At 55.0% G+C, this 26,104-nt stretch carries 33 protein-coding genes; 6 read left to right on the forward strand and 27 right to left on the reverse strand.

Translation table 11 applies throughout. From position 1 onward, the window contains the following. Positions 1-20: 20 nt before the first annotated feature. The 27 genes from ACH2DG_RS11675 to ACH2DG_RS11805 all read right to left on the reverse strand — a co-directional run bounded on the left by ACH2DG_RS11675 (position 21) and on the right by ACH2DG_RS11805 (position 21,193). Positions 21-506 (reverse strand): hypothetical protein, encoded by a 486-nt coding sequence (locus ACH2DG_RS11675; RefSeq protein ID WP_395026282.1) that lies wholly within the window; start codon positions 504-506, stop codon positions 21-23. 9 nt (positions 507-515) lie between these two features. Beyond that, positions 516-806, reverse strand: a complete 291-nt coding sequence (locus ACH2DG_RS11680) for an STAS-like domain-containing protein (RefSeq protein WP_395026283.1) — start codon at positions 804-806, stop codon at positions 516-518. Further along, positions 799-1,956: a hypothetical protein gene (locus ACH2DG_RS11685; RefSeq protein WP_395026284.1), complete on the reverse strand. Its 1,158-nt coding sequence runs from the start codon at positions 1,954-1,956 to the stop codon at positions 799-801. The genes ACH2DG_RS11680 and ACH2DG_RS11685 overlap by 8 nt, the downstream gene beginning before the upstream one ends. A gap of 275 nt (positions 1,957-2,231) precedes the next feature. After that, a complete protein-coding gene (locus ACH2DG_RS11690; RefSeq protein WP_395026285.1) occupies positions 2,232-3,848 on the reverse strand; it encodes a hypothetical protein in 1,617 nt (538 codons plus the stop codon). A 253-nt stretch (positions 3,849-4,101) separates the two neighbouring features. Beyond that, a complete protein-coding gene (locus tag ACH2DG_RS11695; RefSeq protein ID WP_395026286.1) occupies positions 4,102-5,382 on the reverse strand; it encodes a hypothetical protein in 1,281 nt (426 codons plus the stop codon). An 813-nt stretch (positions 5,383-6,195) separates the two neighbouring features. Then, on the reverse strand, positions 6,196-7,092 hold the full coding sequence (locus tag ACH2DG_RS11700; protein ID WP_395026287.1) for a hypothetical protein: 897 nt from the start codon (positions 7,090-7,092) through the stop codon (positions 6,196-6,198). 7 nt (positions 7,093-7,099) lie between these two features. Further along, positions 7,100-7,777, reverse strand: a complete 678-nt coding sequence (locus ACH2DG_RS11705; RefSeq protein WP_395026289.1) for a DUF6682 family protein — start codon at positions 7,775-7,777, stop codon at positions 7,100-7,102. 9 nt (positions 7,778-7,786) lie between these two features. Then, positions 7,787-8,245 carry a hypothetical protein gene (locus ACH2DG_RS11710; RefSeq protein ID WP_395026290.1) on the reverse strand — a complete coding sequence of 153 codons (459 nt, stop codon included), beginning with the start codon at positions 8,243-8,245 and terminating at the stop codon, positions 7,787-7,789. A 59-nt stretch (positions 8,246-8,304) separates the two neighbouring features. Further along, positions 8,305-9,342 (reverse strand): N4-gp56 family major capsid protein, encoded by a 1,038-nt coding sequence (locus tag ACH2DG_RS11715; RefSeq protein WP_395026292.1) that lies wholly within the window; start codon positions 9,340-9,342, stop codon positions 8,305-8,307. 19 nt (positions 9,343-9,361) lie between these two features. Then, on the reverse strand, positions 9,362-10,267 hold the full coding sequence (locus ACH2DG_RS11720) for a hypothetical protein (protein WP_395026293.1): 906 nt from the start codon (positions 10,265-10,267) through the stop codon (positions 9,362-9,364). A gap of 35 nt (positions 10,268-10,302) precedes the next feature. Continuing rightward, the gene (locus ACH2DG_RS11725; protein WP_224149149.1) at positions 10,303-10,524 is read right to left on the reverse strand and encodes a hypothetical protein; all 222 of its coding nucleotides are present in this window, start codon (positions 10,522-10,524) and stop codon (positions 10,303-10,305) included. A 48-nt stretch (positions 10,525-10,572) separates the two neighbouring features. Continuing rightward, positions 10,573-12,780: a hypothetical protein gene (locus ACH2DG_RS11730; RefSeq protein ID WP_395026295.1), complete on the reverse strand. Its 2,208-nt coding sequence runs from the start codon at positions 12,778-12,780 to the stop codon at positions 10,573-10,575. A 1-nt stretch (position 12,781) separates the two neighbouring features. Further along, the gene (locus ACH2DG_RS11735; RefSeq protein ID WP_395026297.1) at positions 12,782-14,077 is read right to left on the reverse strand and encodes a PBSX family phage terminase large subunit; all 1,296 of its coding nucleotides are present in this window, start codon (positions 14,075-14,077) and stop codon (positions 12,782-12,784) included. Continuing rightward, the gene (locus tag ACH2DG_RS11740) at positions 14,074-14,631 is read right to left on the reverse strand and encodes a helix-turn-helix domain-containing protein (protein WP_395026298.1); all 558 of its coding nucleotides are present in this window, start codon (positions 14,629-14,631) and stop codon (positions 14,074-14,076) included. Before ACH2DG_RS11740 ends, ACH2DG_RS11735 begins: the two co-directional genes overlap by 4 nt. A gap of 49 nt (positions 14,632-14,680) precedes the next feature. Next, positions 14,681-15,295 (reverse strand): hypothetical protein, encoded by a 615-nt coding sequence (locus ACH2DG_RS11745; protein WP_395026300.1) that lies wholly within the window; start codon positions 15,293-15,295, stop codon positions 14,681-14,683. 93 nt (positions 15,296-15,388) lie between these two features. Continuing rightward, positions 15,389-15,874, reverse strand: coding sequence for a hypothetical protein (locus ACH2DG_RS11750; protein ID WP_395026301.1), 486 nt, complete (start codon positions 15,872-15,874; stop codon positions 15,389-15,391). Between the two features lie 466 nt (positions 15,875-16,340). Continuing rightward, a complete protein-coding gene (locus ACH2DG_RS11755; RefSeq protein WP_395026302.1) occupies positions 16,341-16,655 on the reverse strand; it encodes a hypothetical protein in 315 nt (104 codons plus the stop codon). Between the two features lie 199 nt (positions 16,656-16,854). After that, positions 16,855-17,187, reverse strand: coding sequence for a hypothetical protein (locus ACH2DG_RS11760; RefSeq protein WP_224149157.1), 333 nt, complete (start codon positions 17,185-17,187; stop codon positions 16,855-16,857). Continuing rightward, positions 17,171-17,527: an endonuclease gene (locus ACH2DG_RS11765; protein ID WP_395026303.1), complete on the reverse strand. Its 357-nt coding sequence runs from the start codon at positions 17,525-17,527 to the stop codon at positions 17,171-17,173. Before ACH2DG_RS11765 ends, ACH2DG_RS11760 begins: the two co-directional genes overlap by 17 nt. Further along, positions 17,524-17,697: a hypothetical protein gene (locus tag ACH2DG_RS11770; RefSeq protein ID WP_395026306.1), complete on the reverse strand. Its 174-nt coding sequence runs from the start codon at positions 17,695-17,697 to the stop codon at positions 17,524-17,526. The genes ACH2DG_RS11765 and ACH2DG_RS11770 overlap by 4 nt, the downstream gene beginning before the upstream one ends. 44 nt (positions 17,698-17,741) lie before the next feature. Beyond that, on the reverse strand, positions 17,742-18,440 hold the full coding sequence (locus ACH2DG_RS11775; RefSeq protein ID WP_395026307.1) for a hypothetical protein: 699 nt from the start codon (positions 18,438-18,440) through the stop codon (positions 17,742-17,744). Next, the gene (locus ACH2DG_RS11780; RefSeq protein WP_224149161.1) at positions 18,437-18,754 is read right to left on the reverse strand and encodes a hypothetical protein; all 318 of its coding nucleotides are present in this window, start codon (positions 18,752-18,754) and stop codon (positions 18,437-18,439) included. Before ACH2DG_RS11780 ends, ACH2DG_RS11775 begins: the two co-directional genes overlap by 4 nt. Next, positions 18,745-19,293 carry a hypothetical protein gene (locus ACH2DG_RS11785; RefSeq protein ID WP_395026309.1) on the reverse strand — a complete coding sequence of 183 codons (549 nt, stop codon included), beginning with the start codon at positions 19,291-19,293 and terminating at the stop codon, positions 18,745-18,747. The genes ACH2DG_RS11780 and ACH2DG_RS11785 overlap by 10 nt, the downstream gene beginning before the upstream one ends. A 2-nt stretch (positions 19,294-19,295) precedes the next feature. Beyond that, a complete protein-coding gene (locus tag ACH2DG_RS11790; protein WP_395026310.1) occupies positions 19,296-20,153 on the reverse strand; it encodes a hypothetical protein in 858 nt (285 codons plus the stop codon). Then, a complete protein-coding gene (locus ACH2DG_RS11795) occupies positions 20,150-20,428 on the reverse strand; it encodes a hypothetical protein (protein ID WP_395026312.1) in 279 nt (92 codons plus the stop codon). Before ACH2DG_RS11795 ends, ACH2DG_RS11790 begins: the two co-directional genes overlap by 4 nt. Further along, complete coding sequence (locus ACH2DG_RS11800) at positions 20,421-20,684, reverse strand: hypothetical protein (RefSeq protein WP_395026313.1); 264 nt, start codon at positions 20,682-20,684, stop codon at positions 20,421-20,423. The genes ACH2DG_RS11795 and ACH2DG_RS11800 overlap by 8 nt, the downstream gene beginning before the upstream one ends. Before the next feature lie 308 nt (positions 20,685-20,992). Next, positions 20,993-21,193 carry a hypothetical protein gene (locus ACH2DG_RS11805; RefSeq protein WP_395026315.1) on the reverse strand — a complete coding sequence of 67 codons (201 nt, stop codon included), beginning with the start codon at positions 21,191-21,193 and terminating at the stop codon, positions 20,993-20,995. Between the two features lie 312 nt (positions 21,194-21,505). Here ACH2DG_RS11805 and ACH2DG_RS11810 point away from each other — a divergent pair, with 312 nt between their 5' ends. The 6 genes from ACH2DG_RS11810 to ACH2DG_RS11835 all read left to right on the forward strand — a co-directional run bounded on the left by ACH2DG_RS11810 (position 21,506) and on the right by ACH2DG_RS11835 (position 25,827). Beyond that, positions 21,506-22,219: a helix-turn-helix transcriptional regulator gene (locus ACH2DG_RS11810; protein ID WP_395026316.1), complete on the forward strand. Its 714-nt coding sequence runs from the start codon at positions 21,506-21,508 to the stop codon at positions 22,217-22,219. A gap of 33 nt (positions 22,220-22,252) precedes the next feature. Beyond that, positions 22,253-22,720: a hypothetical protein gene (locus tag ACH2DG_RS11815; protein ID WP_395026318.1), complete on the forward strand. Its 468-nt coding sequence runs from the start codon at positions 22,253-22,255 to the stop codon at positions 22,718-22,720. Continuing rightward, positions 22,720-23,475, forward strand: coding sequence for a DUF1828 domain-containing protein (locus tag ACH2DG_RS11820; protein ID WP_395026320.1), 756 nt, complete (start codon positions 22,720-22,722; stop codon positions 23,473-23,475). Before ACH2DG_RS11815 ends, ACH2DG_RS11820 begins: the two co-directional genes overlap by 1 nt. A gap of 1,101 nt (positions 23,476-24,576) precedes the next feature. Beyond that, positions 24,577-24,777 (forward strand): hypothetical protein, encoded by a 201-nt coding sequence (locus ACH2DG_RS11825; protein ID WP_395026321.1) that lies wholly within the window; start codon positions 24,577-24,579, stop codon positions 24,775-24,777. Between the two features lie 88 nt (positions 24,778-24,865). Continuing rightward, positions 24,866-25,156, forward strand: a complete 291-nt coding sequence (locus tag ACH2DG_RS11830; protein WP_395026323.1) for a hypothetical protein — start codon at positions 24,866-24,868, stop codon at positions 25,154-25,156. 86 nt (positions 25,157-25,242) lie between these two features. Beyond that, a complete protein-coding gene (locus ACH2DG_RS11835; protein ID WP_395026325.1) occupies positions 25,243-25,827 on the forward strand; it encodes a hypothetical protein in 585 nt (194 codons plus the stop codon). Positions 25,828-26,104: the final 277 nt, after the last annotated feature.

Raw genomic sequence — 26,104 nt, forward strand, 5'->3', positions numbered from 1 at the left:
GTTCTTGCAATACTACGCAATCAAGATTTGTGGGCAAGCGCGATTTGACAATTGCGACAAGCAGAGAGCAATTCAGATGATGAATTAGCTATGTGATTGTAGCAATCCGAATTCAAGTCCCACGCAGGTCTTGAGGCAGTATCCAAACCCAGAGTCATGGACCTTCTGAAAGAAACCATTAGGTCAGAATCAATTTTACCATGACGCTCTCGCTCTAACAATTTATTAATTCTTGAAAATCTATCGCCCACCTGCTTAACGCCAATCTTAATATCCTTAGACAATTGCGCATCTGACAAGCCAGGGCTTGAATAATATTTATAAGCTTGCAGCTGAACAGTTTCAACCAATGTATGGATACCCTCAAGATCAGCTGAGATTATATCAAGCGATCGTCTTTCAGCTTTGTTATTTTTTTCTTTATGATAAAAATAAATCTTCCAAAAAATCTCCCAAGAAAATGCGCCAGCAAAAAAACTAACCAGGCTTGCTATTTTATAATCCATTAAGCCCCCTTAGCGAGAGGCTTCATCTTTTATATAGCCAAAAATTTCATCCACCAAGGTTTCATCATCCGTCTCAAAGGACAAATTCTTTAGAAGAAACTCCTCATTAAACCCCTTTGGAATAAGCTGCCCAAAAGCTTCCTCCAGAAATGAAGAGCCATATCCCTCAGCATCTAAAATAATGCATACGGGGCCAACTTTCAAAGACGGGACTAAAAATTCATCTCTAAATCGTTGACCAGAATTTGGCCCATCCGCTGGGGTTCTCCCAGCAGGAAAAGGAGAAAAATTCTTAGACACTGATATTATTTTCATCTTCAAGCTCCAAATCGCTAATTTCAATATCAATCAATTGATTAACAGATTTTGTAAGAGGCAACTCCCAACTTATTAATGTACCCTCTAAAAAACCAGTCATAGGGCCAGATTGATGTCTTAAAGGACGATACTTGTACCACCCTTGCCTGCTTATGATGGTCAACTTTCCATCATTAATTTTATCAATTAATCTATGCAGATCAAGCAAGCCCTTCCCCCTATTTTCTTTACCTGTCCGAGTTCGACCTAACTCAACAGCAGCATGTATCATAGCTCCATCATCAGGATCAATTAATGGAAGAACAGAAAGGGCCTGCCTAATTAATTCCATATTATATCTTCTCGGGAGAGTTTTAGGTATACCCACTCCAGCATCATAGAATGTCAGAGAAAATATATTTTTTCTCAAACTCATACTTGCACCTATCCACCATCTTCCATGGAGGCTTTTGGCACTTACCGCCTTGTTTGCATAAGCATGTTCACCAACATTCGCCATAGCTTCAGAAAGAGCCCTATAAACCTCTTTTTTGACATGACTCGGCATCTCAAAGTCATCGCCAAACAATTCATTTCTTATTTTTGGAATATCTTCACATTGAAGTTTATTGCCAGTTTTATAGGTTATAAATCTAGTTGAACCCGTTTTCTTACCAGCAACTTTGCGCTTCTTAATATTAAGCAAACCGAAGAAACCGCTCTCATTAAGCAAATGCTCAATCTTTCTGCTTTTTGGGTAGCATCCTGTCAAATTTTGCTTACCATGCTTTTCTTGCAGAAGGTGAATTTGCCCTAATAGATATATTAATGCCTCAGACGAAATAGATCTTAGCTGTTGGAAAAGCAACCGAATTCTGGATCCGCGCTCCCGCATTGAACTATGCAACCCATCGAAATAAGCTAGCGTATTCTCTTTATTTGCATCGAAATCCATTACTACTGGTGCTTCGTAGTCAAACCAAGCATTATTTTTTCGGTTTTTTTCTGGGCCTGCTTTGCGCTTTAAGGTTGAGATGCTACCTTTCCCGCGCCTAGCCAGCTTTCGTCTTGTCTCCAAATGCCTCAGCCACCATCGACGATGCGCTATCCTCCGCTGAATTTCAATACCTTTTACAAGAACACTCTTCTTCATGTACGCCCCCGGATGACCGGCTAGCGTAGCATGCTTGAGGATCTGAGAGAGATTGAGGAGACCCTCATAAACCTTTGTCAATTTGGGACCGAAAGCAAAGGTAGAACATGCCAAACGTGGCATCAGACTGTCATACGTCTGCACTTATCACCATCGTAGGGAAGCTACAAATTTTAGGCGTAGGAGACCACCACAAAACGAATGGTTGCTCCAGACCTGCTCCTAGCCACCCCCGCCATGGCCGCCAACTACGCCACCTGCGTGCTGGACAAGGCCTAGCGCTGATCCACCGCCCAGCCGCCCGGCACCTGCACGACCTTCTTGCGCTGGCGGAGGCCTGCCATCTCTGCGTCTAGTCTGCGAGAGTAGACCGGCTGCTCCGATTGGGCTGACTGTGTGGCGGCGTTTAGGGCTATGGCGGGGACGGCGTCGGAATTGATCATTTTTTGAGTTCCTGCGGTTCTGACTGCCCTTTCTTGCACCAAATCCGACAGCAACGCATTACGCGCAAGAGGGCGACTAAGTACTCCTGCAGCTGCGAGGGGGTGACCTGCAACGCCTGCCCCAAGTGCCGCCGTGATATCCAGCACGCTCAACTCCTTCGGTGCTTCTTTTAATGCCTGCATCGCCTTCGGGAATGCCTGCCCAGCCTCTGCAATAGTTCGCAGCTCCCCTGTCAGTGGCTTGTTTTGAGCAAGGTCTCGCGCCAGCTTTATGGCGTTCACTGCGCCAGTTTGCGGATTTAGAGCGCCTTGAACTGAATAAGTTTTGGCAATTGTCTGCCGTGCATCTCTGAAATTCTTCAAGATGTCTGCGCCTGACTCTCCAAGGCTGGAAAGATGCTTCTCTAGAGCGTCCTCTAGGGCTCCAGCTCCCATCTTGTACGCTTTGCCCGCCATGTTCTCGCCAGCGCGATACGAACGATCAGCGGCCTCGCGCATGTATCGAACCATGTTCAGCGCGTCTCCGGCATCGAACTGCCTTGCATTGAGCGCCTGGATGTCAGCAACAACACCGGGAACCTTGGCATTTGGGAAGGAAGCAGCCTGACTACGGAAAGGTGCAAGTGCCTTCTGCAGATCCAGTCGATATCTGTCAGTCGGCACCACCGTACCGGAAGTAGCCACAGGTTCGTATGCTTGCGCGGCGGTGCGGCGCAGTCCTTCAAGCGTATCAAGGTTGATGTTTACTTCTGGCTCAAGGCCCAACGCCCGCTTGGCCAATGCATTACTGACATTCTGGTTGCGCGAACTAGCCTCTTGCGCTGTTTTGATCTTTCCACTGAAAGCGGACATCAGTTCTGCCGTCTTTCCAGGAGATAAGTCGGCTGGTGGCAGCACATATCCCGCCTCGCGCGCCTGCTGAGCTGCTGCGGCGACTTGCGCTTTTTCCGGCAACACCACCTGCTTGCGACCAACAGCGAGTGGAGCCATTCCCCCAGCCAGTGCGGCCACCAGCTGAGCCCCCTCCCCGCCGCCGTTCTCGCGCGTAATGCCTGAGGCTGCTCCAGAAGCAGCACCGCTGGCGGTCTGCAGCATCGGGGCTTCCATCAACATGCCGCCCACGCCTTGGGCTACAGCACCCGCGCCCCGAGCTAGTGCAGCTCCTGCGCCGATACCAGTGGCGGCACCAGCCCCGCCCTCTACGATGTCCTGTGCTACGCGCTCGCTGGCAGTCTCTGGCTGCGGTAGACCAGCATGGGTCGCCAGATTGCCAACAGCTTGCTTCAGGGGTTGCAAGCGCGGGCCGTTGCCCTCGCCCATCACGGCGTCGGCTGCAGCGTTCAAAGGCTTGGCGATCAGGTTGTCTGTGACCATACCAGGAACGCTGGCCAGACCCTGCGCAAGACTGCGCACACCCAGGCCCATGCCACGGGTCACCTTGTCGCCCATGGACGCTTCCTCTGCAGGTGGAGCATTCCGAGGCTTCAGGCCAGCAAGCAGCTCCTCGTTCGACATCTTCGAATAGTCAGGGCCGGCGGCTGGAGGTGGAGCAGCCGAAACACTCTGAGCCGTCGCTGGTTGCTGGATCGATGGGGTAGGAGTCTGGGGTGTCGCAGGCCCGGAAGCAGGCGCAGGATTGCGAGGTGGCAGGGAGGCCAGCAGCTCATCGTTGCTCATTGAAGAGTAATCAGGTGCTGCCATCTCAATACCCCATTTCTTTCAGGCGTGCTGCAAATGCAGGATCACTTGCTGCGCGCCGCTGAATCTCGGTGATTTGGGCATTCTCGGTGTTGGCTGCTACCGCTGCATTCCCAGCCCCCACCACCTGACCAATACGCTGCTCAGAATTGGGCACTTCTGCTTTAATGCCAGCCGTTGCGATGGCTCGGTTCTTCAGCTTCTGGTCGATTACCTCAGGAGAGTCACCAGGCTGAGGAAAGTACTGCTGACGGGCATTCGCAAACTCACCATCGCTGATAGCAGCACCGGACTCGCGGCGCAGCACAGCGTTGATATAGTCCCGCTGACTCTGCTCGACCTTCTGCTGCTCAGCACTTTGTGTCCAGTTTGCAGCTGCACCCATACCGACGGCATCAGCTGCACGCTTGATTAACCCAGGCTGGGTCACGCCTTGATTCGCCAGATCCGATAGCGTCTTGTCGGCCTCCTGCATGCGGCTGCCGAACTGCAGCGCCTTGGACTGCACATCATTGAGCGGGGCTTGGCTTTTGTCCGCTGGGCCGCCAGGAATCGCCTCCAGCCCACCACTAGTGTTGAATCTGTAGCCTGCCGGCGCATTGGAGCGATTAGCAGCAGCCGCCCTCTCCTTGGCCGCTTCAATGGTGCCCAGGGCATCGATCATCGAGCGCTGAGTGCCGGTATCCGCGGCGATTCGCGCCTTCTCCAGCTCAGTCTGGTTGGCCTGCTGGCCCAGCATAGCCTGCACCAAAGAGCGCTGTTGATTGCCCTGCTGTTCCATTCCCTCCCGCTGCAGGCCTGCATTGACCTGGTTGGTAGCCATATCTAGGCGAGGCTGCTCTGCCCGGGCCGACAAATCCGCGCGGGCGGCATCCTGGAACGCCGCTTGGGCAAGTGATGGCCCATTGATCCGGCCACGGCGGGAATCAAATGCGCCACCATTGTTCGTGATCGAGCTGGCTGATACCTCCAGATTGCGCAGATTGTTGCGCGCCTCCCAGTCGTTACCGCTGTGAGCCACCTGGGGGGCGTTGAACTGCGGCACCTGTTGCTGTGGCTGGGTGTTGAAAGCCCGGTCTATCAGAGATTGGCCGGCCGGAGGCCTTGCAGCAGCAGGGGGAGTATCAAAAGCCCGTGCAACCAGCCCACCACCCATGCCAGGAGAGCCAGGACTTGCGCCATTTATAGAGACATCGCCACCCACATTGCCACCGCTGTAGGTGTTCGTGGACGGGTCGAAGCTGACCTTGTTGGATTGTGGAGTCCCCGCAAAGGCACGGCTCACCAGAGAATCCTGAACAGGTGCAGGCGCTTGTGGGTTTGCCACGCCGCTATTGGTAACGTTACGCTGCAGGGGGCCTGCTACAGGACTGGAGGCCGGAGTCGTAGCAGGGGCTGAGGGAGGCTTTGGAGGCGACGCCATTGCCACCTGCACCATCCCAGGCTTGGAGGCTGCCGCAGCATCTCCGAATGAGTTTGGCCTCGGCGCTCGATAGTCATCCATTGGGATTTGATCAATAAGACTCTGGCGTTGATCGTTCGTTGCCATTCCTGCACCTCTAATAGTTCAGATTGCAGTATCTACAGAGGAGGGATTTACGTCGAACCCTGTAGGGGGCACAATACTTCTGTTGGCGTAATGGACGCCAGAAGTGCTAGTCATGTTGTGCAGCGTCAATGGCTGCTTGGAAAAGCAGTGGAAGTACGAGAGGTGGAGTTCGGAACCATCCCAGCATGACCGGCCGACACTAGCTCCCATTGGGAGCTTTTGTTTTCTACCCTTCGGTATACAATTAACTTGCCGTCTGAATAAAGTAAGTCGGAAGTGCTTAGAAGGTTGTGCAGTGTTAATGGCAGTTCGCAAGGACCGTGAAAGTACGAGAGGTGGAAATCGGTGCCACCCCCTCCCCTAAGCCCATCTAAAGCTCTCCCATGAGGGCTTTATTTGTTTTTGGCTTTATGCGATAATCAAACCGTCAGCGAAATGCCGCTGAAAGTGATGATCTGATTGTGCCCTGTCAATGTTGGTCTTTTTGACCAAAATGTACGAGAGGTGGAGTTCGGAACCACCCCCTTCAGAATTGTCCAGACAAAGCCCCTATTCAGGGGCTTTTGTCTTTCTGGCGGGAAGCCCCCTCGGCACGACTGTCACAACATCCAGTGATTCGCCGTTTGGCGCCATTGGCATGTGAGCGGTATATGACCTGCCTGTTACTGGATCGCGCAAGCCACTGTTGGACAATGCTGGTTTATGCGCTTTCGCTGCTGGATCAACCCAAACATTTGATCGTGGCTGCATAGCCTGTTCGGCAAAGCGGACTACCTCTTCTGGCGAAAAGCCATCTAGGTTCACCCGCCTGTCAAGCATGTGTGCGGTGGCTGCATCAGTCATCATTACATCGCGCGACTCGGTTGGTGGCGTACCAAGACGTTGCAAGGCTTTCTGTTGACCAGGCGTCACATCCCCCAGGCGATAGGTCCCGCTCCCTTTGCCCGCAGTCAGATCAGCCAACAAGCGAGCTTTCCCCTCTGGAGACATGGCCGCCATCATTGCGAGACTCTTGGGCAATGCCGCTGGTGTAGCAAGATTGGCCAACAACTCTGCGGCCGGCCGACGCTCAGTGGAGATTGCACCAACATCCTCCAGCTTCTGACCTATCCATTCCGAACCGGCTACTGGAGCAGGATGCTTGTAGCCCAAAGGCTCCATCGCCATCGCAGTCAGATCAACTGGCGCACCAGCCAGGGAAGCCAGGCTGCGCCCAGCGAGATCTCGAATGCCAGATGCGACTTGAGGCGAAGTGGCTTTGTCCACCTCATTGGCAAAAGCAGCATCGATCAGGGAGCGCGCAGACGCTCTGGGTGCTGCATTGCTCTGGCCAGCGCCAAACAGACGCGCAACAAGTCCATCCGGAGCGGGTGCTTGCGCCTGTGGCGAAGCATAGTTGTCGAAAGGAATGGAGTCGATGAGGCTGCGAGGTGGGTTGGTTGCCATGTGAACCTTACGCGATTGGTCCAGGCATCAATCCATCGCCCTGGCGCACCCAGGTTTCGTTACGGCCACTGGACTTGCTCCCAAACTCGGCTTCGAAGTTGGCCAGAGATACTGCGGCCTTCGATGGGTCGAAAATGTCAGAGTCAGTGCGGCCATACACCCTGTAGAGCATCCAGTTCACCAAAGCAGGATGCAGCTCTTGTCGTATCTCTGGCTTGTCGGTATCGGCGCGCATGGGTTTCAAAGGCAGCCGTTGCACTGTCAACTTGATAGTGCACTCCTGCGCAGGCCGTGGCCACAAATAGAGCTGCCCCGTGGAGACACCAGTAACCAAATGCGTTGGTCGATTCTGGGCGGATTGGAACTGCCAGCCCGGAAACAGGCAATCCATTTCATCGACGTGAATGGTGGTTAGCGGCTGACCATCTGCGAATGCTCGCAGAATCTGAATGGCAAGCGCGTTGAGGCCGATTGCTTCTGCACCAGCTGCAGCCTTGATCGTGCACCAGCTCGATGTCGAATCCCTCAAGAGTTGGCCACGTCGGCATGCCTCATCCTGGGCCTCATTGGCGTAGATGGTCAGCAGTTCGTCAGAGCACAGCACATCATCATCACAACCGCCAATGGAGTTCTTCCCGTCCTGGCCATCAGCCCGGTACAGCGCAATCAGCTCTTGGAGATTCATGGCAGTGCCTTAGCGCGCTTCCGCCAGTACGCCGGTCAACCAAGCACCGCCGTTGGGGTTGGGGTCGCTCAGGACGCTGAATGGGAAACGCAGGCTGTGCATGGAGCGCAGCTTGTTGAAACCCTGCTCTCCCAGGCGTTCATCCAAGGTCTGTGCAAAGTCGGTACGCTTCGAACGGGCCAGAACCTCCACGTACTTGCGCTTCACCTGGACGGGTTCACCTCGTGGAATGAACTGGTTGACGCCGTTCACGCCAACTTGGACAAGCAAAGGCTCATCGGCATTGTTGGGCGGATTGACCATGATGGTTACCCTCTCGTTCATGAACGCCTCCATATCGATGGCCTTCTTCGGCATGGGCTTGTCGACCACATCGATACCAGCATGGCCTCCGATCTCGCCTACGGTGCGAATTTCCTCTGCCCCCAGGAATTGCGAGTCTGCATCGATTTGTTTGCGTGTTGCCATTGTGCTTGTCCAGTCAATTGAAAATGCCCGGCACCCTCATGGAGCGCCGGGCGTGCCCATTACAGGGCGGAGACACCAGCCTCAATCAAGGCCATCCAGCCCTCATTGAGCAACGTGCACTGCATGTAGAACTTGGCGCCCACATAGCCGCGCTGGCCCAGGGGGTCGCTCTTGTCCTTCTGACCAGGCGGGATGTAGGTGGGATCCACCGCATCAGCACCGCGCAGAGCCAGTTGACCCCAGGCGTCCTCGCCAACCACAATGAACGGGTAAACGTCCACCTTGGTAGCGCCCATCAGGCCAGTAGTGCCGATGTCGGCACCCGCACCCAGATAGGGAGCCAGCTCAGGGCTGGTGATGAAGCGGAAGTTCTCGCAAGAACCCAGCTCTTGCGCATGGACCGGCTTGCGGCTGCCATAAGCGCTGACATGCACGAAGCCAGGCAAATCACGGATATCAGCTTCGGCATCCGAGTGCACGAACACCAGATAGCTGGCTTCCACCGGCTTGGTAGCGATATCCACGCTGGGGGCCAGAATGCCCGTCACACGCTTTGCATGGTTCGCCTGCAGGTTGCGGCTGACCTTGCGCAAGGTGTTCAGAGAAATTTTGCCGTCCACCGTGGCACGGCTGGAGCCAGCGCCACCGTAGAACACGTTGGTGCAAGACTTGATGACGCCATAGCGGATCATTTCACGCAGCAGGCCTACGCGCTCGCCGCACTGCTTTTTCATTTCAGCAGGCACGTCGTCTTCGTAGGTGTCCACCACCTGGTCGGTCAACTCATACAGGCAGCCGTACTGCTTGATGGTTGTGGTGATGTCCTGTGGCACCAGCGTGTCGGCTGCAGGCGTTACGCCTTCGGTCAACTCGTGGGCAACGGCATCCACCACCGGGCGGTTGCGCGTGTTCCAGTCCGTATTTGCCGCACCAAAAGGTAGGTAGCGGCGGTAAATGACCGTGCGGCCGTTGTTCTTGGGGATGGCGCGCTGAACACCAGTGATACCCAGCACTTCCACGCCAACAGCGTGCGCCAGGATCTCTCCCTTCAGTTTGCCAATTCGCTCCGCTGGAGCAGTCGTCTTGAATTGAGCCATGATTTAACTCCTTGTTGGGCTACTGCCCTAAAGTGCGTTTGAACGCAGCTTCCATTGCTTCCTGTTCTGTAGGCGCGGCTTGGGGACGCTGGGCAGAGCCTGTTGGCGTAACGGCACGCTGCAATCGCTGTTGGCCCTTTGCCGCCTTTTCAGCGGCCTCCTGCCGACCAGCAATCCACTTGTCGTATCCATCCACCACAGAGGCCAGTGCTTCGGCGGTTTGTGCCGCCTGAAACGCCTGCCGTGTTTCATCCCCTTGCGCGGCCAGCCACGAACCAAATGGTTGCGACTGCACCTTTTCGCGCCACCCTGGTTGAGTGCGATCCATCACAGCGAGCTCGATGAACAACTGGTCTGGCTCGGCCTGCTCCACCGCTTGAACAGTGGCCACTGGTTCTTGCGGTGCAACGGGCGGGGCTACCTGAGCCTGCGGCTGCTGCGACTTAATCAACGCTTGGATGCCTCGGTACACATCCGGGTAGTCCTGCTCAAGCTGCTTGATTTCAGGCAGATCCTCAACCGACACAACTGCCTGTTGAGATGCCTGAACCTGCGGCGCCGGAGGCTGTTGTTGCAGGCGGCCGATCAGCTCACCTACCCTTCCCTCAGCCTTACGCAGCCGCTGCTTGAGAGGCTCAACTTCTGATGCACTTTCAACCAGGCGCTTTAGTTCGCTGCGCTTGAAGCCATCAAACAACTCGGGGTCATCTTCTGTGGGGGGCTTCTCGACTGGCGTTTCACCAGTCTTTTCAGCTCCCTCAGCATCTGGCGCCTCAGGCTGTTGTTCAGGCTCCTGTGGCTCTGTCGGAACCTCTGGCTCTTGAGGAACCTCGGCTACCGGCGCAACCGGTGCGGGGGGCTCAAGACCACTGGCCTCAGCAAATCCACGTTCAAACGCTGCTAGCTCCTGTTGCTGCTCGTCCATGCGTCATGCACTCCTTAAATCCACTTCCACCAAGGTCAGTACGTTGGCCCAACGTTGGTGCTCAATTCCGGGTCTGGTTTATTGGCCAGAGCCAGTAGTGACTTAAAGGCTGCAATTCGCCCTCGCATCTCTGCAGTGGCTATTGCATCCAGCACAGGCGAATCGTTCTTTTCTCTCAGAATGGCAATTTGTCCCTCAGCGAACTGTTGAACTGCCCGCCAGGTCTGAGAGCTAATATCGACTGCCTGCTTCGTCATGGAAGCAGTTTCAATTTGGAGGGGATGCGAGTCCAACCCTACAGGGGGTTACAGCACACCATCAAGGCGTTGCGTCTCAATACCCTGCTTCATACCGATGTCGGGACTCACTGGGTTACCTGGATGCATAGGATCCGTGTTCTCCTGTGGCTCAATGGGTGGAATGGCCGAAGTGTCAGCCTCAGGGTAGATTGGCGCCACATCCTGGTCTTTGAACCCAACTGATCGAGCAAGGCCATCAGCCAGCCCTGCCGCTTGAGGTACTGCCGCAATAACCTGTGCGGTCTGGACTCCGCTGTAAAGCGTCTCCATGCCAACATTGGTTGCCTCTGCATCTGCCTTACGAGCCAGTGCCAGTTCTTTGGTCTGTTGGGCTTCCAGTAGCCCCGCCTTGGCCTCCAATGTTGGATCAGGCGCTGGTTGCTGCGCTTGCATGGCCTCTTCGTCCATCTGAAATTTCTTCGGATCCAGGCGCTGCCCCTTGCACAACTCTGCAGCCAGTTTGGCTGGATCGAGTTTGTAAAGCGGATTGGCAGCAGCTTGAAGCATGGACATCAGGAATTGCTGCTGCGCATCACGCTCCACCAGGGCAGACGATGCGCGCACATCCACCTGAAAATCTCCCTTGATGCTCTCGTCATCGCTGTAGATCATCATCCAGTCGAAGTAGCGACGGATGTGTGGAGCAGTCATGTAGTCGTCAAACCGCTTGGCAAGGCGTCGCAGAACGCTGGTGGCGTTGTTGTTCTGCATCTGCATGCCGCCTAAGGTGTTGGGCGCATCGCCACGGATACCCTGCAGCATGGCAGGCATGCCAGTTGTGTCCTCAGCCATCTTGAGAGCGAAGTTGATGATGTTCATCAGTTCGTTCTGCACGGATGGGACAACAAAGGCGTTGAAGGCGCCGCGCACATCCTGAACCGTGGCGTTTGCTTCTGCCCTCCACACCTTGCCTGGGCGAAGCGCATAGTTCCCATCAGCAGGTGTGATGTTGTTGCCAATGATGATCTGCGGGGCAGCCGACAGACCGCCGTTGTCCATCATGGCCCGGGCGCTTGCATTGAGCATGCGCTGCGTAGTGCGAATCTGGCGGCTGATGCCCATACCCCATGGCATGCCAGGGCGACGCTGCCAGGCCAGAACGTCATAGGGGAACTCGCCATTCTCCTGTGGGCTCATGACACATTTGACCAGGCGGTCATTGATCAGAACCGCCATGGTTGGCACACGATCTTCGTCATCCTCTTCCAGATCAACACCGATGGCTGCCAGGTGCTCCTTTGCGCAGTAACCGTAGAAGATCCACATCTCGTACTCATCATCGCCTGGGCGGTAGGTCGCCTCGGTGCCTTCACGCACGCGGCTTGGCCCTTCTTTGAGCGCCGCCTTCAGGGCAGTAATGTCATAGCTCTCATCAGCCAGCAATTCCTTGATCTGGCGCCTGCTAATGCACTCGCGCTCCCAGATATAACTGCCGTGATGGATGTTCTCTCCACAGGATGGGTCAGGGAAGAGATTCCATGGATCGATGCGCTTGCTAGCTGGCTGGATTTCATCCACCTTGACCATTGCAGTCAAGCCAGTCACTGGGTCCTTTTGTGTCACACGGACAGTGCGCATGACCGGGAATGGCCCTTTCAGGACACCGGAGCCAATGCGCGCTGAATCTTCAATGACCTGGCGTACCTCACCATGCCAATTGGATTCAACCAACGGATCCTCAATTGCATCCTGCATCCGCAAGGCGGCTTCTTCAGCCTGTGCCTGCTGCGCCTCCAGTTGAGATTGCAACTGCTCGGGACCGTCAGCGCCCATCTGTTGAGCAAGCGCAGCCAGTTTGATTGGCGAAATCTGCGGCAATGGCGTTGGCTTGATTTCCCAGCACCGATCATCGATTGGCAGCAGCATGTCCGATACTCGTGCGCTTGCTGTGTCCGTATAGCTTCGGGTGATGTTCAGGAAGATGACAGAGCGGCCGCCCTCATTCCTTTTCATGCTCTGGCCACTCAGGATTGCGGTCTTGCGGCTACGGTAGAGCTGGTTGGCATTCTGAAAGTCACGGTTGGCATCATCAATGCCCTGATAGTGCTCTTCATCCTCTGTCCACTCTTCCTCGATGCCAGCTCCTGCGCGCCCGGAGATGGCTTCTCGGCGCTTGGTCAGGAGCGTATTGAGGAAAGTGCGACCAATATCCGCTCCAGAATCTGGGCGGTCATGCTGCATGTCTGCCTGGTTGTTTTCTGTGATTGCTTGCATGTCAATATCCCATCTCTGGATCGTGTGCTACCCAGCTTGAATTGATTGCTATAGGGCGCTCTTGCTGGGCTCTGTACATGTGCTCGGCCGACATGGCGATATACCGGAATGCATCTGCCCCATGGCTGTACTCATCGTGCAGCGGCCCCATGGGCTCATTCGTTTTGCTGTTGACCGCACGCTGGTAACGTTTCAGGCATTCCAGCAGCCTGGCTGCCTTGCTCTTGTCGAAGTAGCATCGTGGGAAAAGCATGCGTGCAGACTTGATCCCCTCTTCCACACTGAGGGCCGGATTGCACTTAACTTGACGCCGGCCAAGCAGACGCAGCTTCTGCTCTGCGGTCTGTCCCGTCTGGAAGTTTCCAGCATTCCCGTCGTGCGGCAGATAGTCCCAGCCCCAGCGGTATGGGCGCTTGTCTAGTTGGGCGACATACCAATCCAATGTCCGGTGGCTGTCCTCTATGTAGTCGATGATCCGCACATCCTGCGCGCCGCCAATCTGGACCATTGCGATGGTCATAGAGTCATTCCAGCCCAAGTCCCAGACTGTGTGTACTGGCAGACGCGTGTCATATGGCACATTGCCAACACGCTGGTCCTGGTACAGCGCTTCAATCTCAAAGCGATAGATTGCCCCGGCAGATACCGTACGGGCCTTGCCCTCCCAGATATGCTCGTAGTCCTCCTTGAGCATGGAGCGCTTGGCCTTGAGGCGCTCTTCATTCAGGACATCTGGAAACCAGGGGTTGTCCCGCCAGTTGATGTCGCAAACCCAGGTGTCATCAGAGGGTGTGGCAATGAAACGCTGGTAGGTTTCATCCGTCTCCATGTCCGGATTCAGAGTCAGCCATATCTCACTGCCTTCCTTGCGGATCGTGGGCGTAAGCGTGTCCCAGGACTTCTTGCTCACCCCATGGGCTTCTTCCACCCAGACAAGATCCACCCCCTCAAAAGACTTGATGGAATCCACCGTGTGGCTCTGCAGGCCTGAAAACACGATCAGAGTGCCATTGGCACCCCGAATCTCAGTATCCAGCACTTCATAGAACGCTTGCAGGCCAAGCTTGATGATCTTGTCTTTGAGCAGCCGATGCACAGAGTCGCGCATGGACTTCTGTATTTCACGGGCACAGAGGATGCGCAATGGATTGCGAGCCCCCTTCTCCAGCAACACCTCAGCAACACCGTGCGACTTACCACCACCACGGCCGCCTTTCATCACTTTGTACCGGCAAGGCTTGTACAGCCCCGACAGCTTGGCAGGGATTTGCACGTTGATGGCCAGGGGGGCACTCATTCCTGGTCACCCTCATTCCTGGCAGGTGCCTGTACAAACGTAACGGTGGATTGAACCTGCATCGCACCACCACCTGGGCCGCTGTGTTCCTGTTCAAACTTGTCGCGCCACAGATCCGGACGGCGATTCTTCAACCAAAAGATGGCAGCTGTCGTATCTGGCGGGTAATGCTTGATTGTTGGCGTAATGACGATCTCGCCATTGACGCTTTTAATATCGTTCTCGGGATGCTCATAACCAGTTGCTCGGTGGAACAGCTTGCTTGCCACCTCTGCATCAGCTCTAGTCTTCCCCTTTTTTATGGACTCAAAGAAATCTGGGTGAACCTTCTTCCAAGTGTTTACTGTCTGCTCTGTGACCTCGAAAGCCTCAGCTAGATCTTTGTCGGTCGCACCCAGCTTGGCCAGCTTGAGAGCCCAATCCGAATACTCCTCACGATAGGCAGTTGGTCTACCTAAAGGCGCAGCAACGCCTGCCGCCTTCTTCTTGACCGCAGGCTTAGCTTTAGAGTTCTTGGTGGTTGCAGGCCTTGCGCCTTGCTTTGGTGTTGCCATTCCCTGAGTGTTCAGGGAAGGCTACTTGGTGTCGAACCCTACGAGGGGGCTAATCTTTCTTGCTCAAGTGATGAGCATTTAGTAGTTCTTTCATCTCATTCAAATATGCATCTCTCTCAGCCTCTAATGTTTTCTTTTCATGCCTTAGCGTAGAAATCTTAGCAATTAAATTATCACGCTTTATACCTTCTGCTGCACTTGACGAAAACTCTGAAGGCTTCTCTATCTCATAAAGTGTTATGGAATTGTCTAAACGATCGATAGCCATAGATGCCGCGTTTGCCAATGCCGTAACCGCCGCCAACCTTACTGACTCTCTACCATTCCAAACCAACAAATTCTGTGCTTCGGTAGCTTTCGCGAGCTCATCCCTAGTATTGACGAGTTCTTGCTTTTGTATCTTCACAGACTCGGTAAGCCAGAAGAATGCCGCAAAGGCAACTATCGGATTCATCAGCCCGCCCAAGAAATCCCCAAAAGCCCCCCATTTGTCAGAATCAGTTGCAGGATTTTGTCCAAGGATTAAACCAAAGTAGATCAGATATGCCCCAACAAGGCACACTGCTATTCCTGCAACCCATTTCTTCCATGAGAGCACTCTAGCCTCCAACTCCCGCAATTGTTCTGAGTTGCTTTGTTGAGCCAATTTTTCACCTACTTCCATCACCAACTCCATAAATGTGAAGCGCAGAACTATAGTTTGGATCGCTTGCGCCTAAATTACAGAGACAGCTTATAAGTCTGAAAAGCCTAGACCTCACATCTCAATTGCCATCTGCCGCCCATCCGCCTCCAGCATCTCCTTGAGCCCCGCAACTTGACGCTTGAGTTTTTCCACCTGGTCAGCCAGGCGTACTGTCAGGTGCGTATGCTCCACCACGGCGGCCTGGGCGGCTGATCCAGCGGCAAGAGGAGCCAGCATGCGCCACTCTCCTGGGGTGAGCGACATCACTTGGTCGCCCTTCTCGATCTTGGCGTATCCCCGGGGGAGGATGGTTACGCTCACCGCCTCGGACTGCTCAGGCACCTCGGCCGGCTCATAAAGGCCGCGCTCAATGCTGATGATCTTGTCCTCTCGCTTGAGGGATTTCAGGGCTTCATCGACCGTCACGGTCTTCAGCCCTGTTTGGCGCACCAAGGCATCCCGAGTGATTGGGGCGCCGAGGTCGTAGAGTTCCCAGACTGCTTCACAGACGCGGGCCTTGGCGGTTCGCTCCTGGGCGGGGGTCAGCTTTTCGGTCATAGGGCCTCCTTTTCCTGTTGAATCTCTGTCTCGGGGCTTGGCCACTTGGGAAGATCCTTGGGCCATTTCCCTTGCATCTCGATCTTTCTGCGGGTGTCTGCGCCCCAGGCTTCGGCCACGATGGCGGCAGCAATCCTGGGGTAAAGCTCGTACTGGTCAAATTTTGGGTGGCACCCCTTCACCCCTGGCCTGTCACAGCACAGCGGGAAGCAGGTGCGGTCATCAGTCTTGAGGCCTGCCCCCTTTCCATGATTGGCATGCGCTGCTTGGCTGTATCCAACAATCTTGCAGGCGCAGCATGGAAGGCTCGCCACCAGTCGGCGGTAGCCCTCATGGCGCAGAAACTCACCCTTTGACACTGGGATAGCTGCAGCAGACGCCAGTGCGTAGTTCGGCGCAGCAGGCAGAGGTCGGCACACAGGCTTTGGGGCAATCTGCCGCTCCAGGCGCTTGAAGCCACTGCGCCTCATCGTGCGCCCTCCAGAAGTCGTCGGGCCTCACCCAGCTTTTGATGGACCACCAGCACACTCACCTTGTTGGCATGTGCAAGCGACTCAACACTGACGCCGCGGCCACGCTCCAGATGAAGATTCATCAAGCGCATCGGCGTCCAGTGGCAGAACTTGCCTTTTTCTACCCGGTGCAAATACCCTCTGTAGACGCACTGCACCCATTTCTGGCTCATCTTGTATTCATCGGCGATCTGTCTCCAAGTCATCCGACGAGCAACACAGCCGGCCAGGTCGTAGAGTTGGGCATCGGTCCATTGCTTGCGGCTCATTTCCGTGCGTCCTCCAGAGCCTGCCATGTGAGTTGAACCATAGCTTTGATTTCGCTATAGATTCTGGTGAACTCTTGTTCATTCCTCCAACGGCAGTTTTCCTCCCATTGTTGGTAGGAGAACTGAGGCGTCGGGCCAATTCCAAACCCTACGCCTCCAAGACATAACCAATAGCCATGCTTGAGGGAAAGCCTTGGCTTCATCGCACCACCCTCCCCTCTGCCCGATTGCTTGCTTCCTGAGAACGCCAGATTTCCACCTGCAGCTCAGCTGCCTTCATCTTCCAGCGGAACAGTTCCTCAGCCTCTACAGCCGATTCCAAGCCGTTCAGCAGCTCGATGTACTCGGGGTGGCTGTAGGCGTAGGCTTCACGGTCGGCCACGGTCTTGCCCTCGGCCTGCTGCATGAGGATGGCCTTCTTGGATTTGCGGAACTCTTCCAGCTGGACACGCTTGGCCTTGGCTGCCGCGTATCGGGGTGCAGTCTGGAGCAAGTAGTCAACCGCAACTTGAGGATCAATTGGTTCGGACATGGCGCACCTCCACTTTCACCATTCCGCCGATCTGGTCGGCCTTGTCGATACCCAGTTTCCAATTCTTGTCATCTACTCCAAGCACATCAGCCAAGCCATCAAGGCCAGACTTCATGCGCGCCAGGGCGTTATCCAGATCAAAGGCGCGGCGGCTCGGCGGATAGAACAGCAGATCAATGTGCAATTTCTGCACTTTGGTACGGCTGACTCCCTGAGCCCGCGCCTGCAAAGCGCACTCTGCGCGGTACGCCTTCTTGGCCTTTGCCACCACTGCCCAATGCAGGCGAGCATTAGGGCTCAGCGCCTTTGGCGGCCATGGCAGCGTCAGGGCAGCGATCAATCCAGAGGCTTGACCTCCTCCGACGATGGCTTGAACCCTTTGGCCTTGAGTTGCTCCCGCACAGCCTCCCTCATCCCGGACCAGGCACCCGCCGCATCCTGGTCGGCTTCCAGCTTGGCAGCCTGCGCCCTGCTGTAGTGCCACCACCCCGGCGTCATTGCCAACGTCACCAGCCAGTCCCGTGTTCTTTGAAATTCGCTGCATTGCTCCCCCCTCATGCGGCCTTGCGCTCAATAAGTTGCGTGAAGATCCCGTTCGCCGCGTACTCCCGGCGATTTCGACCCGACCGGATTCCTTGCGCTGCAGCTTTGGTGATCCCGAAGTGGTCAGCGGCCTGCTGATTTGTTCCAATGAATGCACGCAACCCACGCACCATCTCGTCTGTGATGTGCGAACGCTTCTTTCTGCCAATCGACTGGCGCATGCGGTGCAGAAGAGTCATCTTCTTGCCCTTCTGGGAATGGCCTCGCTTTACCTTCTTGATGTGCCCGAACGCCACACATGCGGGGTCTTCACACTTGGGAAGCAACACATCGCTGTTTGTCAACGACTTGCCTGTGGTCGTCTCCCAGATCAACCTGCGCACCGATGTCTTGGGCTTGCCACCTGGGACATACACCAGCGGCCCCTGACGGCCATTTGTTGATCCAGCCCACAACTCGCAGCCGGTTTCGTTGTCAATGCGGCACTTGCCAAGGAGGTACGCGAGAAGCTCATCAGCAGACATTTGCCAATCTGGCAGTGCGTAGCCAGTCCATTCACCGACATGCAGCCTTTTGATGCGGCCTTCTGCCTCCAGCTGCTTGAGCACAGGTGCAATGTTCTTGCGCCAGTTGAAGCTTGCGGTGTCGCCCAGGCTTTGGGCCAGTACCAGCCCCTTGCTGACGAGTTCCATGATTTGCTCTTTGGTCATGCCTCTACCCCCTTGATGCGGGCAAAGCGGTACTTGCCAACCGCGTTTTTTTCCAGATAGCCAAACCGCACCAGCGCATTGACATGCCACTGCATCGCGTTGGGCGTCATGCCAAAGCGCTTTGCAGAGACATTGATGGGAGGCAACTGATCGTTTTCAGTGAAGAACTCACGCATGAATGCCAAGATGCCAAGCTGGTCAGGAGTGGCGACAGTAGCCGGCGTTCTCCCGCCCTTTCGCAGCACCTCGGTCTTGCCGGTACCACGAATGGCAGCGGCCAGCGCATTTGCTTCCTTCATGTAGGTCACTGCCATGCCATCCGCCCTTCCATACCCAGGGCTAGGCGTGCTTCGCGCTGGCTGTACCCACTGACCGACTTGTCGTTACGCTCAACGCGCCACAAAATGCGACGCGCCCAGTCTTTGCCGTCGTTCTTGGGCTGCAGGTCAACCTTGATGGGTTCTAGCTTTGGCGCAGGAAGGGCCTTGATCCCCTGCTCTTGCGCATAGGTCTTGCGGGGAGTCAGTGCTTCACACACAGCTTCGAACTGCGGCAGATTGGGCGGAAACTCAGGGTGCTCTCGTGTCAGCTTCTTGGCTGCGGCCTCAATGGTCGCGGCGGGAAACTTGCTCAATGCAGCATCCCAAACTTTCATGGTCGAACGAATCCCGAGATCCCGCCCCTCCGAATCGGTCACCCCAGTGGCGAACTTTGAGAGGAACAAGGAGCCATAGGAGCCTTGCAAGGTCACGAACAGGAGTTTCACCGTGCCGCCAACCTGACGCTCTGCAGCTGGATTGCTTTGCTGTGCTGCGCGCACAACGGCGCCTTCGAATTCAACAACGTTGTGCATGGTCATGCCTCGTAAATGGTTGCAGCTGCTGCTGCGAATTTGTGGCCTTGGTTACCGCGCTGCACTGTGCGCGGGGTACGCTCATCAGGCTTGAGCCACTCAGCCATCAACCCCTGCGATCCACGGGCACACCAGACCTGCAAAAAGTCTTCAAGGGCCATTCCTGCGATGGCAGCTTCACGACGGGCGACATTCACGACCGTCTGAGTCACTGCAGCCTTCTTTGCCTTGCGGAGTTGCAGCCAGTCCGACCAGGTTTGCTCAGTCACGTCATCAGGCCGGTGAGGCAAAGAACGACCTGAACCAGAAATCTGACGGGTTGAGGAAGGTGGAGCCGAAGGCGATGCATCTGCATGCACAGATGGGGCTTGTGTGCCACTAACGGCTGCTAGTTCTTTCACTACCTCTTTATCTGCCTCTTCTTCTTTATCTATATCTGTATCTATATCTATATCTGTACGCGTGACATCGTGACATGTCACGCGTGACTCATCCGTGACCGCCTTGGAACCCGCGCCAGACTTAGCTTTCGCGCGCTGCTTGCGTTTACGCTCGGCAGCGGTGGGGTCGGCATCACTGCGCATCTGACGGGTGTCCCAATTCAGGGGCTGCATGGTGTCCTGGTCGACCAAACCGACTTCTGCCAGGCGACGAACTACGTCTTCAAGGGTGCGCGTGTCCAGGCCCATCTTCACTGCGACCTTGCGCATCAGCAGAGGACCGGAATCGTCCAGAACGCCCTGTCCCTTCAGGCACAGGAGCGCCATGAAGTGCCAACGGTCTTCAAATGCCAGCAGGCGCAGCTTCTCGTCATCAATCATTTCCGTGTAGGCACGGAACCATGGCAGTTGTGTGCTCATGCTTTCTCCCATCCTGGCGCCTTAGTGCCGTTACCCATCGTGCGGGTGAATAATTGGTTGGAGCGGCGGAAGTAACCATCGCGCGCCGCCTGAGTGAAGATCGATCCCCAACTGCGCAGATCAGCAGGAGCAATGCCCTTGTTGATCGCTGCAAGCGTTACTTCCTCAGCGCAGAAGGGCCTGGTGGCTTTCTTGGCGAAAGCGATCAGGAAGCCGTAAGCATCGTTCTCGAAACTACGCGGCGCCTTGCCGAACAGGTCTTGCTGCTTACGCATTTGCATCCCTTTCCAAATCCGCAGGCAATGGATTGCCACGCGCCACGTTGGCCAGCAAACTAGCCTCATGCATCCACTGATTCGCATCCTTTGTCAGAGACTCAAGAATGAGATCGCTTCGCTCCTGGCGGCGGGCAATGCTCACGGCGTCATATGCATTGACAACGTATTTGGGCAAGCGCATACGAACCTCTACGGTGTCGCTGTCGGGGTTGCGTCCGCGTGCAAAGTTAGGAATCTCGGAGTGGTCTGCCATGGTGTGATCCTTGTTGACAGTGCCGGATTCGCCCGGCCGGTGATACGTTTTGAAGTTTCGGAATCTGAGGCCCCGGTTAGCGGGGCAGCTAGAAGGGCTATGGCTCGGAGAATTCGAGAACTGCCGACGAACAATCGGGTGCGGCTGGATGAGGACCTGGAGCATCAAATGGCTCATCCATCTCATCCGGCGGGGCTCCCTTGATCAGAGGCCAAACACCTGGGTGGCACTCAATCTGAGTGGCGTGCGCCAACTTAAACGGGATGCCATTGCGCTTGCATAAGGTGCCTGCGGGCAAGGTAAAAGGCTCAACCATGGGCCACCTCTTGATCGTCAACAGGTGGCTTGCTGGAGCAGCGGAAAGTGGTCTTTTCGGAGAACCGCTTGATACGGAAGTGAGCTCGATAGATGGCCTGCATAGCATCTTCAACAGTCAAGCCATCAAGCAGCACCAGGATTTTTTGGGCTCTGATCTCAACTTCAGATGGAGCGTTGATCTGCTCAACCATGTGCCACCTCCTTTTGCCCGGGGGATGGGCGGGATTTCTTGATCGGAGCGATAGAGATGGCAGCGTCCAGATCTAGGCCTTTCAGCTTGGATCGCGCCGCCAGTCGCAGGAACTTCACTCGCGCGTCAGGAATGCCAGACTGCTTCCAGTTGCTAACGCTGGGCATCGAGATTTCGCACATCCGGGCCACCTCAGCGGTTCCGCCCAGGGCCTCGATGATCTTTGTGGCATGAGTGTTCATGCCTCCAATATTAGCCCAAGCTACCATTAATTGCAAGCCTGAGCTAATTTATTATTTGTTAGGCTAAGCTAATGAAAACCCTGCAAGAGCGGATGACAACCGCATTCCCGCCACCACATCGGCGCGGCCTGTTTGCGGAGATTGCCCGCGCCTGTAGTGTGTCGAGCCCTACGGTTACGGCCTGGTTTACCAAGCCAGAAAAGGTGTCCACCATCTCCAGGGCGAATGCAGAGCGTCTCTGCGGGCATTTCAATCTGCTCATATCCCCAGAGTGGCTGGCTGAGGGAACTGGCGCAATGTGGACTTCGCAGGTTGCCGGAGGCCCGGCACCCAGCATTGACCTGCTGACCTCAGACGTAGGCGATCCCATAGAGCTAAAGGGGATGAGAAGGATTCCAGTGGTTGGTGAAGTGCGCGGGGGTGACGATGGGTTTCTGGAAGAGTTCGAATACCCAGTGGGCTATGGCGAAGGCTATGTGCTCTACCCCACCACCGACCCCAACGCATACGCTGTGCGCGTGCGCGGCGACTCCATGCACCCCAGGTATCGCGCCGGAGAGTTTGTGATCGTGGAGCCCAATATCGAAGCCCAGGAAGGCGACGACGTTGTGGTGATCTGCTGCAACGGCAGAAAGATGCTCAAGCAGCTCAATTGGCGCCGCGATGGCGAAGTGCAGCTGTTATCCATTAATAACGGCTACGGGCCGCTGACACTGGATAAGACTGAGATTGACCGAATCCAGCTGGTAGCCGGCCGAGCCAGGCGCAATGCGATGTGCATGTAGGCAATAAGAGCAACCGAGAAATGAGGGGCTAAGTTGGCGAGCATCAACGATATCGATACACAAGAGGCAACGAACCTTTTTGCTGTCCGTCGGCAGTGCCTGGACATAGAAGAATGGATCCCTCAGAAGAGCCAGCCAAACACATGGGTGGCGTCCGGAGGTGTGCTGAATATGGACGAGACCAGCGCCAATCTACTGGTGGAGCTTTTCTTCAGGAAGTCTCAAAAAACCGGGACTGCTTGGTACAAGTTCACTGTCTTCAAGCGCAATCTGTGGGGCCTTGAGCGCGCCTATCAACTGGATATTGAACAATTCACCAAAAAAATCACGCCTCATGACTTGCCCCATGAGCACTTTGGCAAGGATCGAATTTCTGGCGAGCGCGACTGGGCTAATTGGTCTTTCACGGAAAGCTTGCAACACTTCTCCAGACGCACGAAAATAAATTTCCTACCAGATGTGGAAGATCCACATAAAAGCTTTAGCCTCAAGGTGCAATGATGATTTGTCAGCAAATTTCCTCACTCCTCGGAATGGCCTGCCATCCGTTGGATGATGCTGGCTATCTGGCTCTCCTTGAAACGCCGTTCAAGTTCGCAGACGGCGACTCCATGCGCGTGTTCGTGGAGCATCTAGGAAACAACCGCCTGCGCTTTTTTGATGATGGCAGCACGCTATTCCATTTTCTTGGTCGAGGCGTGAGAATCAACAATGGCATGCAGACTCGATTCTTGAGCCAGGCTGCTGCCGAGAATGGCAGCATCTTTACTGATGATGGTGTGATTGAGGTTTGGGCAGATCAGGCCAGCGCGCCAGAAGCTTTTGCCAAGTACATCAGCACATTGTTGTCTTTGCGCCAATGGGAAGTGACTCATTCCAATGTCTCACATGACGCTGAGATTTTTGTAGAGGAAGTAGCTATTTATCTGGCAGCCTGGAAGGGTGCTGACCATGTACGCAGACGCCCAAAAGTCACCGGCCTGACCGGTCGAAGCTATGACTTCGACTTTGATGTTGATGGTACGTTGGTGCTTGCGGTGTCACCTCATCATGCATCTGCAAATGCAGCCCTGCACAAGCTGGTTGACATACGTAGCTCCCCAGAAAATCAGGGGGCAGACATTCTGGTGGTGATGGAAGACCGACAAGATCCCAAGGCCGCGAAGACGGAGTCCACTGTGCTTGGAGCGGTAAGCCGCGTCCTGGGCATGAGGCAATTGCAAATCAATGCCGGAGCGCCCGCACAGTCACACTAGTCATCCACGCCACCAACGATCAACCGCCTCCGTGAACTGACCCCACAAAGTTGGACAGTTCACTACAGGCGGCTTTTTTCGGCCTTTTTTTAGCTGCGCAGCTAAATTTCAAGAAATACTTAGCCTGAGCTATTGATTTATATATTAGCCTGAGCTAAGATTCATCCATCGACCAGCAACAACCGCGAAACGACCGAAGGGGTAGCGATCCGGCCCCTGAACCGACTCGATGCAAGAGGAAGGTCTAGCTCCAGTGGAGCGCAGCTAGTTGCAGAACGCGATGGGTGTGAAGTGATCGAACTAGCGCCCTACTTCCTTAAAAGTTTGCGCAGAGAATTGATTGGCTGGGGTGGTCTTGATGCTTCAGCAGGAGGCAGAGCGGTTTCCCGCCCTGCTCCGTACTAGGTCACATCATCAAAAGCATGATGAGGTAGCCAATTGCAGTGATGCAGTCAGCTACATCGATCTTGATGATCACCTTCACTTGGGTCTTCATGGTTGATACCTTGAAAGGCCCTGTGGCCACAGGACGTTAATCCTGCTGAGTATTTGTAGCGCGCCCTTGCTAGCGCGGCAGCTCCGCCTTCCTAGGATGCTTTACTGCATCGGCTTCGCGGGCTCGTCCACCTGGTCAGTATCACACGGGCCAGGTTTCCGGGTCGGCGTCACCTTAAGCGCCTTGCGTTGGCGCAGCGGGAGTTCGCAGCTCCCGAAACAAGTATCGCAGATAGACCGCCCCACCCAATCAGTTCTCTAGCGCTATCGAAGGATGAACGGCGCCAAGCGCCCTGCCCCTGTGCACCCCGGCAGACCAAAAGGGAGCGCTCAAGCCGATGAACTACCGGGAACGCGAGCGCATGCAAGGGAGCTGGAACGAAGCGATGTTGGAATTTCCGACCTTGCCGAGGTATGTCAGCCCGCCCTGGTAAACCCAGGGAGAAAACCAAAGCGCTTTCCCGCGAGAGCGTTTTGGTTTGCAAATGGTTGCTCAGCAGGGTCTTTCCCGTCAACCATGACTAGTAGCGCATACTGTGTAGGACTTTGAGGCAGCGGACCTTGTGTCAAACATCCTTCCACCCTTCATTTAAGGAGCAGAAAGCCATGGGGCACACTTCCAAGCCACAACACCCTAACGCCTTGAGCAAAGAAGAAGCTCAGGCGCGATATGACAAAGAGCACATCTCCTATCCAAATGGGAAGCCAGATACACATCTGACATGGATTGGCAGGCCAGCTTATGTTGGCAATGAATTGTCTTATAGAGGCCAAGCACAGAAAACCATCGTCACGCTCAACAGTTAATAGAGCAATCGGCGCCCGCCCTTGAGCGAGATCAGGGGCAAAACCAAAACGCTCCACTGGGAGCGTTTCGTTTTTCTAAGGAGTAGCAATGCTAGATCACGGAGTACTGAATGTTCCGCTGTCCAAGCGCGGGAACATCGACAACCAGATTGACCGCTACAAGCGTGAGCAGGCAATGGTGAAGCGCAACGAACTCGACGCGCGGAAGGCTGAATTCGACGCCAATAAGACCAAGGCTCTGGCCCTGATCGCCCAGCTATCTGACGAGCGCGCTAAGGAGCTAATGACGAAGCACAAGCTGACCCGCAAGCAGCTTGATGAGGTACTCAAGTCCATCGCCCGAACGAAGCCCGATGCATTTCTGCGGCGCGGCATCTAACGCCATCGGCGCCCCCTCTGGGCGACATCAGAGGGAAAACACAAGGCGCCTCAACCGAGGCGCCTTATGCTTTATAAGGAGAAGCTATGGGATGTGACATTCACGCTTATCGAGAAAAGTTCGTAGATGGCCAGTGGCAAAGCGTCGATAAATGGACTGCTTACAACTACGGCGACGACGACAAAGGCCAACGAGTCGAATGGAAAGATTGCGCATATACAGGCCGCAATTACGATCTGTTTGGCCTACTATCCAAAGGTGTACGCCGAAACTTTGAATTTGGTCTACCACCTCGAGGGTTGCCGTTCGATGCATCAGAGCAAGTTTTGCAAGAGATGGACTCTTGGAGCCCAGATGGACATGGTCACAGTTATCTGTACCTTCATGAATTGAAGGCACTCCGCCAGTGGGCGAATTCAAATGAGATCCCTATTCAAGGGATGATGGATCACGAGCAACTAGCAAGGTTGCGCCAAGAGATGGCATCGCCCGAACCGACTTTTGAGAACCTTTATCCGTACTGCGGAAGTACGAATAACCCTCGCTGCGTCGAGTTTGAACTGGATCTACCCATGGCCTTGATGGTGGGCAAATGCCTAGATGAACTGATTCACTCATTCGACGGAATCGACGGAGAGAACCACCGTCTAGTGTTCTTCTTCGACAACTGAGGCACCAACCCACACCCATATAAGCAACCCAAAAGCATCATTTCAGATGATTTGATGCTTTTGGTACTCACATCTTCGAAAGAGGGCTATCAAGAAAGAGCGCGGTAGAGCAAAACTGCAACCGGGCGCGGACAAAGGTAATCCGAGATACCTCCGCCGACATACGCAAACCGGGTGATCCGCTCTTTTTCTTGATGGTGAATGCGCAGGCTGATGCGCAAGACAACTCTGGTACTCAGCCCAGGCCTTGGCGAAGGCGTGAAGCGATAGGAATCGC

The sequence above is a fragment of the Comamonas odontotermitis genome (genome assembly GCF_040396735.1).
GTDB classification, from domain to species: domain Bacteria; phylum Pseudomonadota; class Gammaproteobacteria; order Burkholderiales; family Burkholderiaceae_C; genus Comamonas; species Comamonas odontotermitis_C.

Excerpts from the sequence above, each read along its gene's own strand:
- ACH2DG_RS11685 (WP_395026284.1), bottom strand. The coding sequence starts at position 1,956 with ATGAAGAAGAGTGTTCTTGTAAAAGGTATTGAAATTCAGCGGAGGATA.
- ACH2DG_RS11715 (WP_395026292.1), bottom strand. The coding sequence starts at position 9,342 with ATGGCTCAATTCAAGACGACTGCTCCAGCGGAGCGAATTGGCAAACTG.
- ACH2DG_RS11710 (WP_395026290.1), bottom strand. The coding sequence starts at position 8,245 with ATGGCAACACGCAAACAAATCGATGCAGACTCGCAATTCCTGGGGGCA.
- ACH2DG_RS11705 (WP_395026289.1), bottom strand. The coding sequence starts at position 7,777 with ATGAATCTCCAAGAGCTGATTGCGCTGTACCGGGCTGATGGCCAGGAC.
- ACH2DG_RS11780 (WP_224149161.1), bottom strand. The coding sequence starts at position 18,754 with ATGGCAGTGACCTACATGAAGGAAGCAAATGCGCTGGCCGCTGCCATT.
- ACH2DG_RS11810 (WP_395026316.1), top strand. The coding sequence starts at position 21,506 with ATGAAAACCCTGCAAGAGCGGATGACAACCGCATTCCCGCCACCACAT.
- ACH2DG_RS11740 (WP_395026298.1), bottom strand. The coding sequence starts at position 14,631 with ATGGCAACACCAAAGCAAGGCGCAAGGCCTGCAACCACCAAGAACTCT.
- ACH2DG_RS11785 (WP_395026309.1), bottom strand. The coding sequence starts at position 19,293 with ATGCACAACGTTGTTGAATTCGAAGGCGCCGTTGTGCGCGCAGCACAG.
- ACH2DG_RS11800 (WP_395026313.1), bottom strand. The coding sequence starts at position 20,684 with ATGGCAGACCACTCCGAGATTCCTAACTTTGCACGCGGACGCAACCCC.
- ACH2DG_RS11700 (WP_395026287.1), bottom strand. The coding sequence starts at position 7,092 with ATGGCAACCAACCCACCTCGCAGCCTCATCGACTCCATTCCTTTCGAC.
- ACH2DG_RS11825 (WP_395026321.1), top strand. The coding sequence starts at position 24,577 with ATGGGGCACACTTCCAAGCCACAACACCCTAACGCCTTGAGCAAAGAA.
- ACH2DG_RS11790 (WP_395026310.1), bottom strand. The coding sequence starts at position 20,153 with ATGAGCACACAACTGCCATGGTTCCGTGCCTACACGGAAATGATTGAT.
- ACH2DG_RS11755 (WP_395026302.1), bottom strand. The coding sequence starts at position 16,655 with ATGAGCCGCAAGCAATGGACCGATGCCCAACTCTACGACCTGGCCGGC.
- ACH2DG_RS11745 (WP_395026300.1), bottom strand. The coding sequence starts at position 15,295 with ATGGAAGTAGGTGAAAAATTGGCTCAACAAAGCAACTCAGAACAATTG.
- ACH2DG_RS11775 (WP_395026307.1), bottom strand. The coding sequence starts at position 18,440 with ATGACCAAAGAGCAAATCATGGAACTCGTCAGCAAGGGGCTGGTACTG.
- ACH2DG_RS11720 (WP_395026293.1), bottom strand. The coding sequence starts at position 10,267 with ATGGACGAGCAGCAACAGGAGCTAGCAGCGTTTGAACGTGGATTTGCT.
- ACH2DG_RS11795 (WP_395026312.1), bottom strand. The coding sequence starts at position 20,428 with ATGCGTAAGCAGCAAGACCTGTTCGGCAAGGCGCCGCGTAGTTTCGAG.
- ACH2DG_RS11820 (WP_395026320.1), top strand. The coding sequence starts at position 22,720 with ATGATTTGTCAGCAAATTTCCTCACTCCTCGGAATGGCCTGCCATCCG.
- ACH2DG_RS11835 (WP_395026325.1), top strand. The coding sequence starts at position 25,243 with ATGGGATGTGACATTCACGCTTATCGAGAAAAGTTCGTAGATGGCCAG.
- ACH2DG_RS11730 (WP_395026295.1), bottom strand. The coding sequence starts at position 12,780 with ATGCAAGCAATCACAGAAAACAACCAGGCAGACATGCAGCATGACCGC.
- ACH2DG_RS11725 (WP_224149149.1), bottom strand. The coding sequence starts at position 10,524 with ATGACGAAGCAGGCAGTCGATATTAGCTCTCAGACCTGGCGGGCAGTT.
- ACH2DG_RS11735 (WP_395026297.1), bottom strand. The coding sequence starts at position 14,077 with ATGAGTGCCCCCCTGGCCATCAACGTGCAAATCCCTGCCAAGCTGTCG.
- ACH2DG_RS11675 (WP_395026282.1), bottom strand. The coding sequence starts at position 506 with ATGGATTATAAAATAGCAAGCCTGGTTAGTTTTTTTGCTGGCGCATTT.
- ACH2DG_RS11830 (WP_395026323.1), top strand. The coding sequence starts at position 24,866 with ATGCTAGATCACGGAGTACTGAATGTTCCGCTGTCCAAGCGCGGGAAC.
- ACH2DG_RS11750 (WP_395026301.1), bottom strand. The coding sequence starts at position 15,874 with ATGACCGAAAAGCTGACCCCCGCCCAGGAGCGAACCGCCAAGGCCCGC.
- ACH2DG_RS11690 (WP_395026285.1), bottom strand. The coding sequence starts at position 3,848 with ATGGGCGACAAGGTGACCCGTGGCATGGGCCTGGGTGTGCGCAGTCTT.
- ACH2DG_RS11760 (WP_224149157.1), bottom strand. The coding sequence starts at position 17,187 with ATGTCCGAACCAATTGATCCTCAAGTTGCGGTTGACTACTTGCTCCAG.
- ACH2DG_RS11805 (WP_395026315.1), bottom strand. The coding sequence starts at position 21,193 with ATGGTTGAGCAGATCAACGCTCCATCTGAAGTTGAGATCAGAGCCCAA.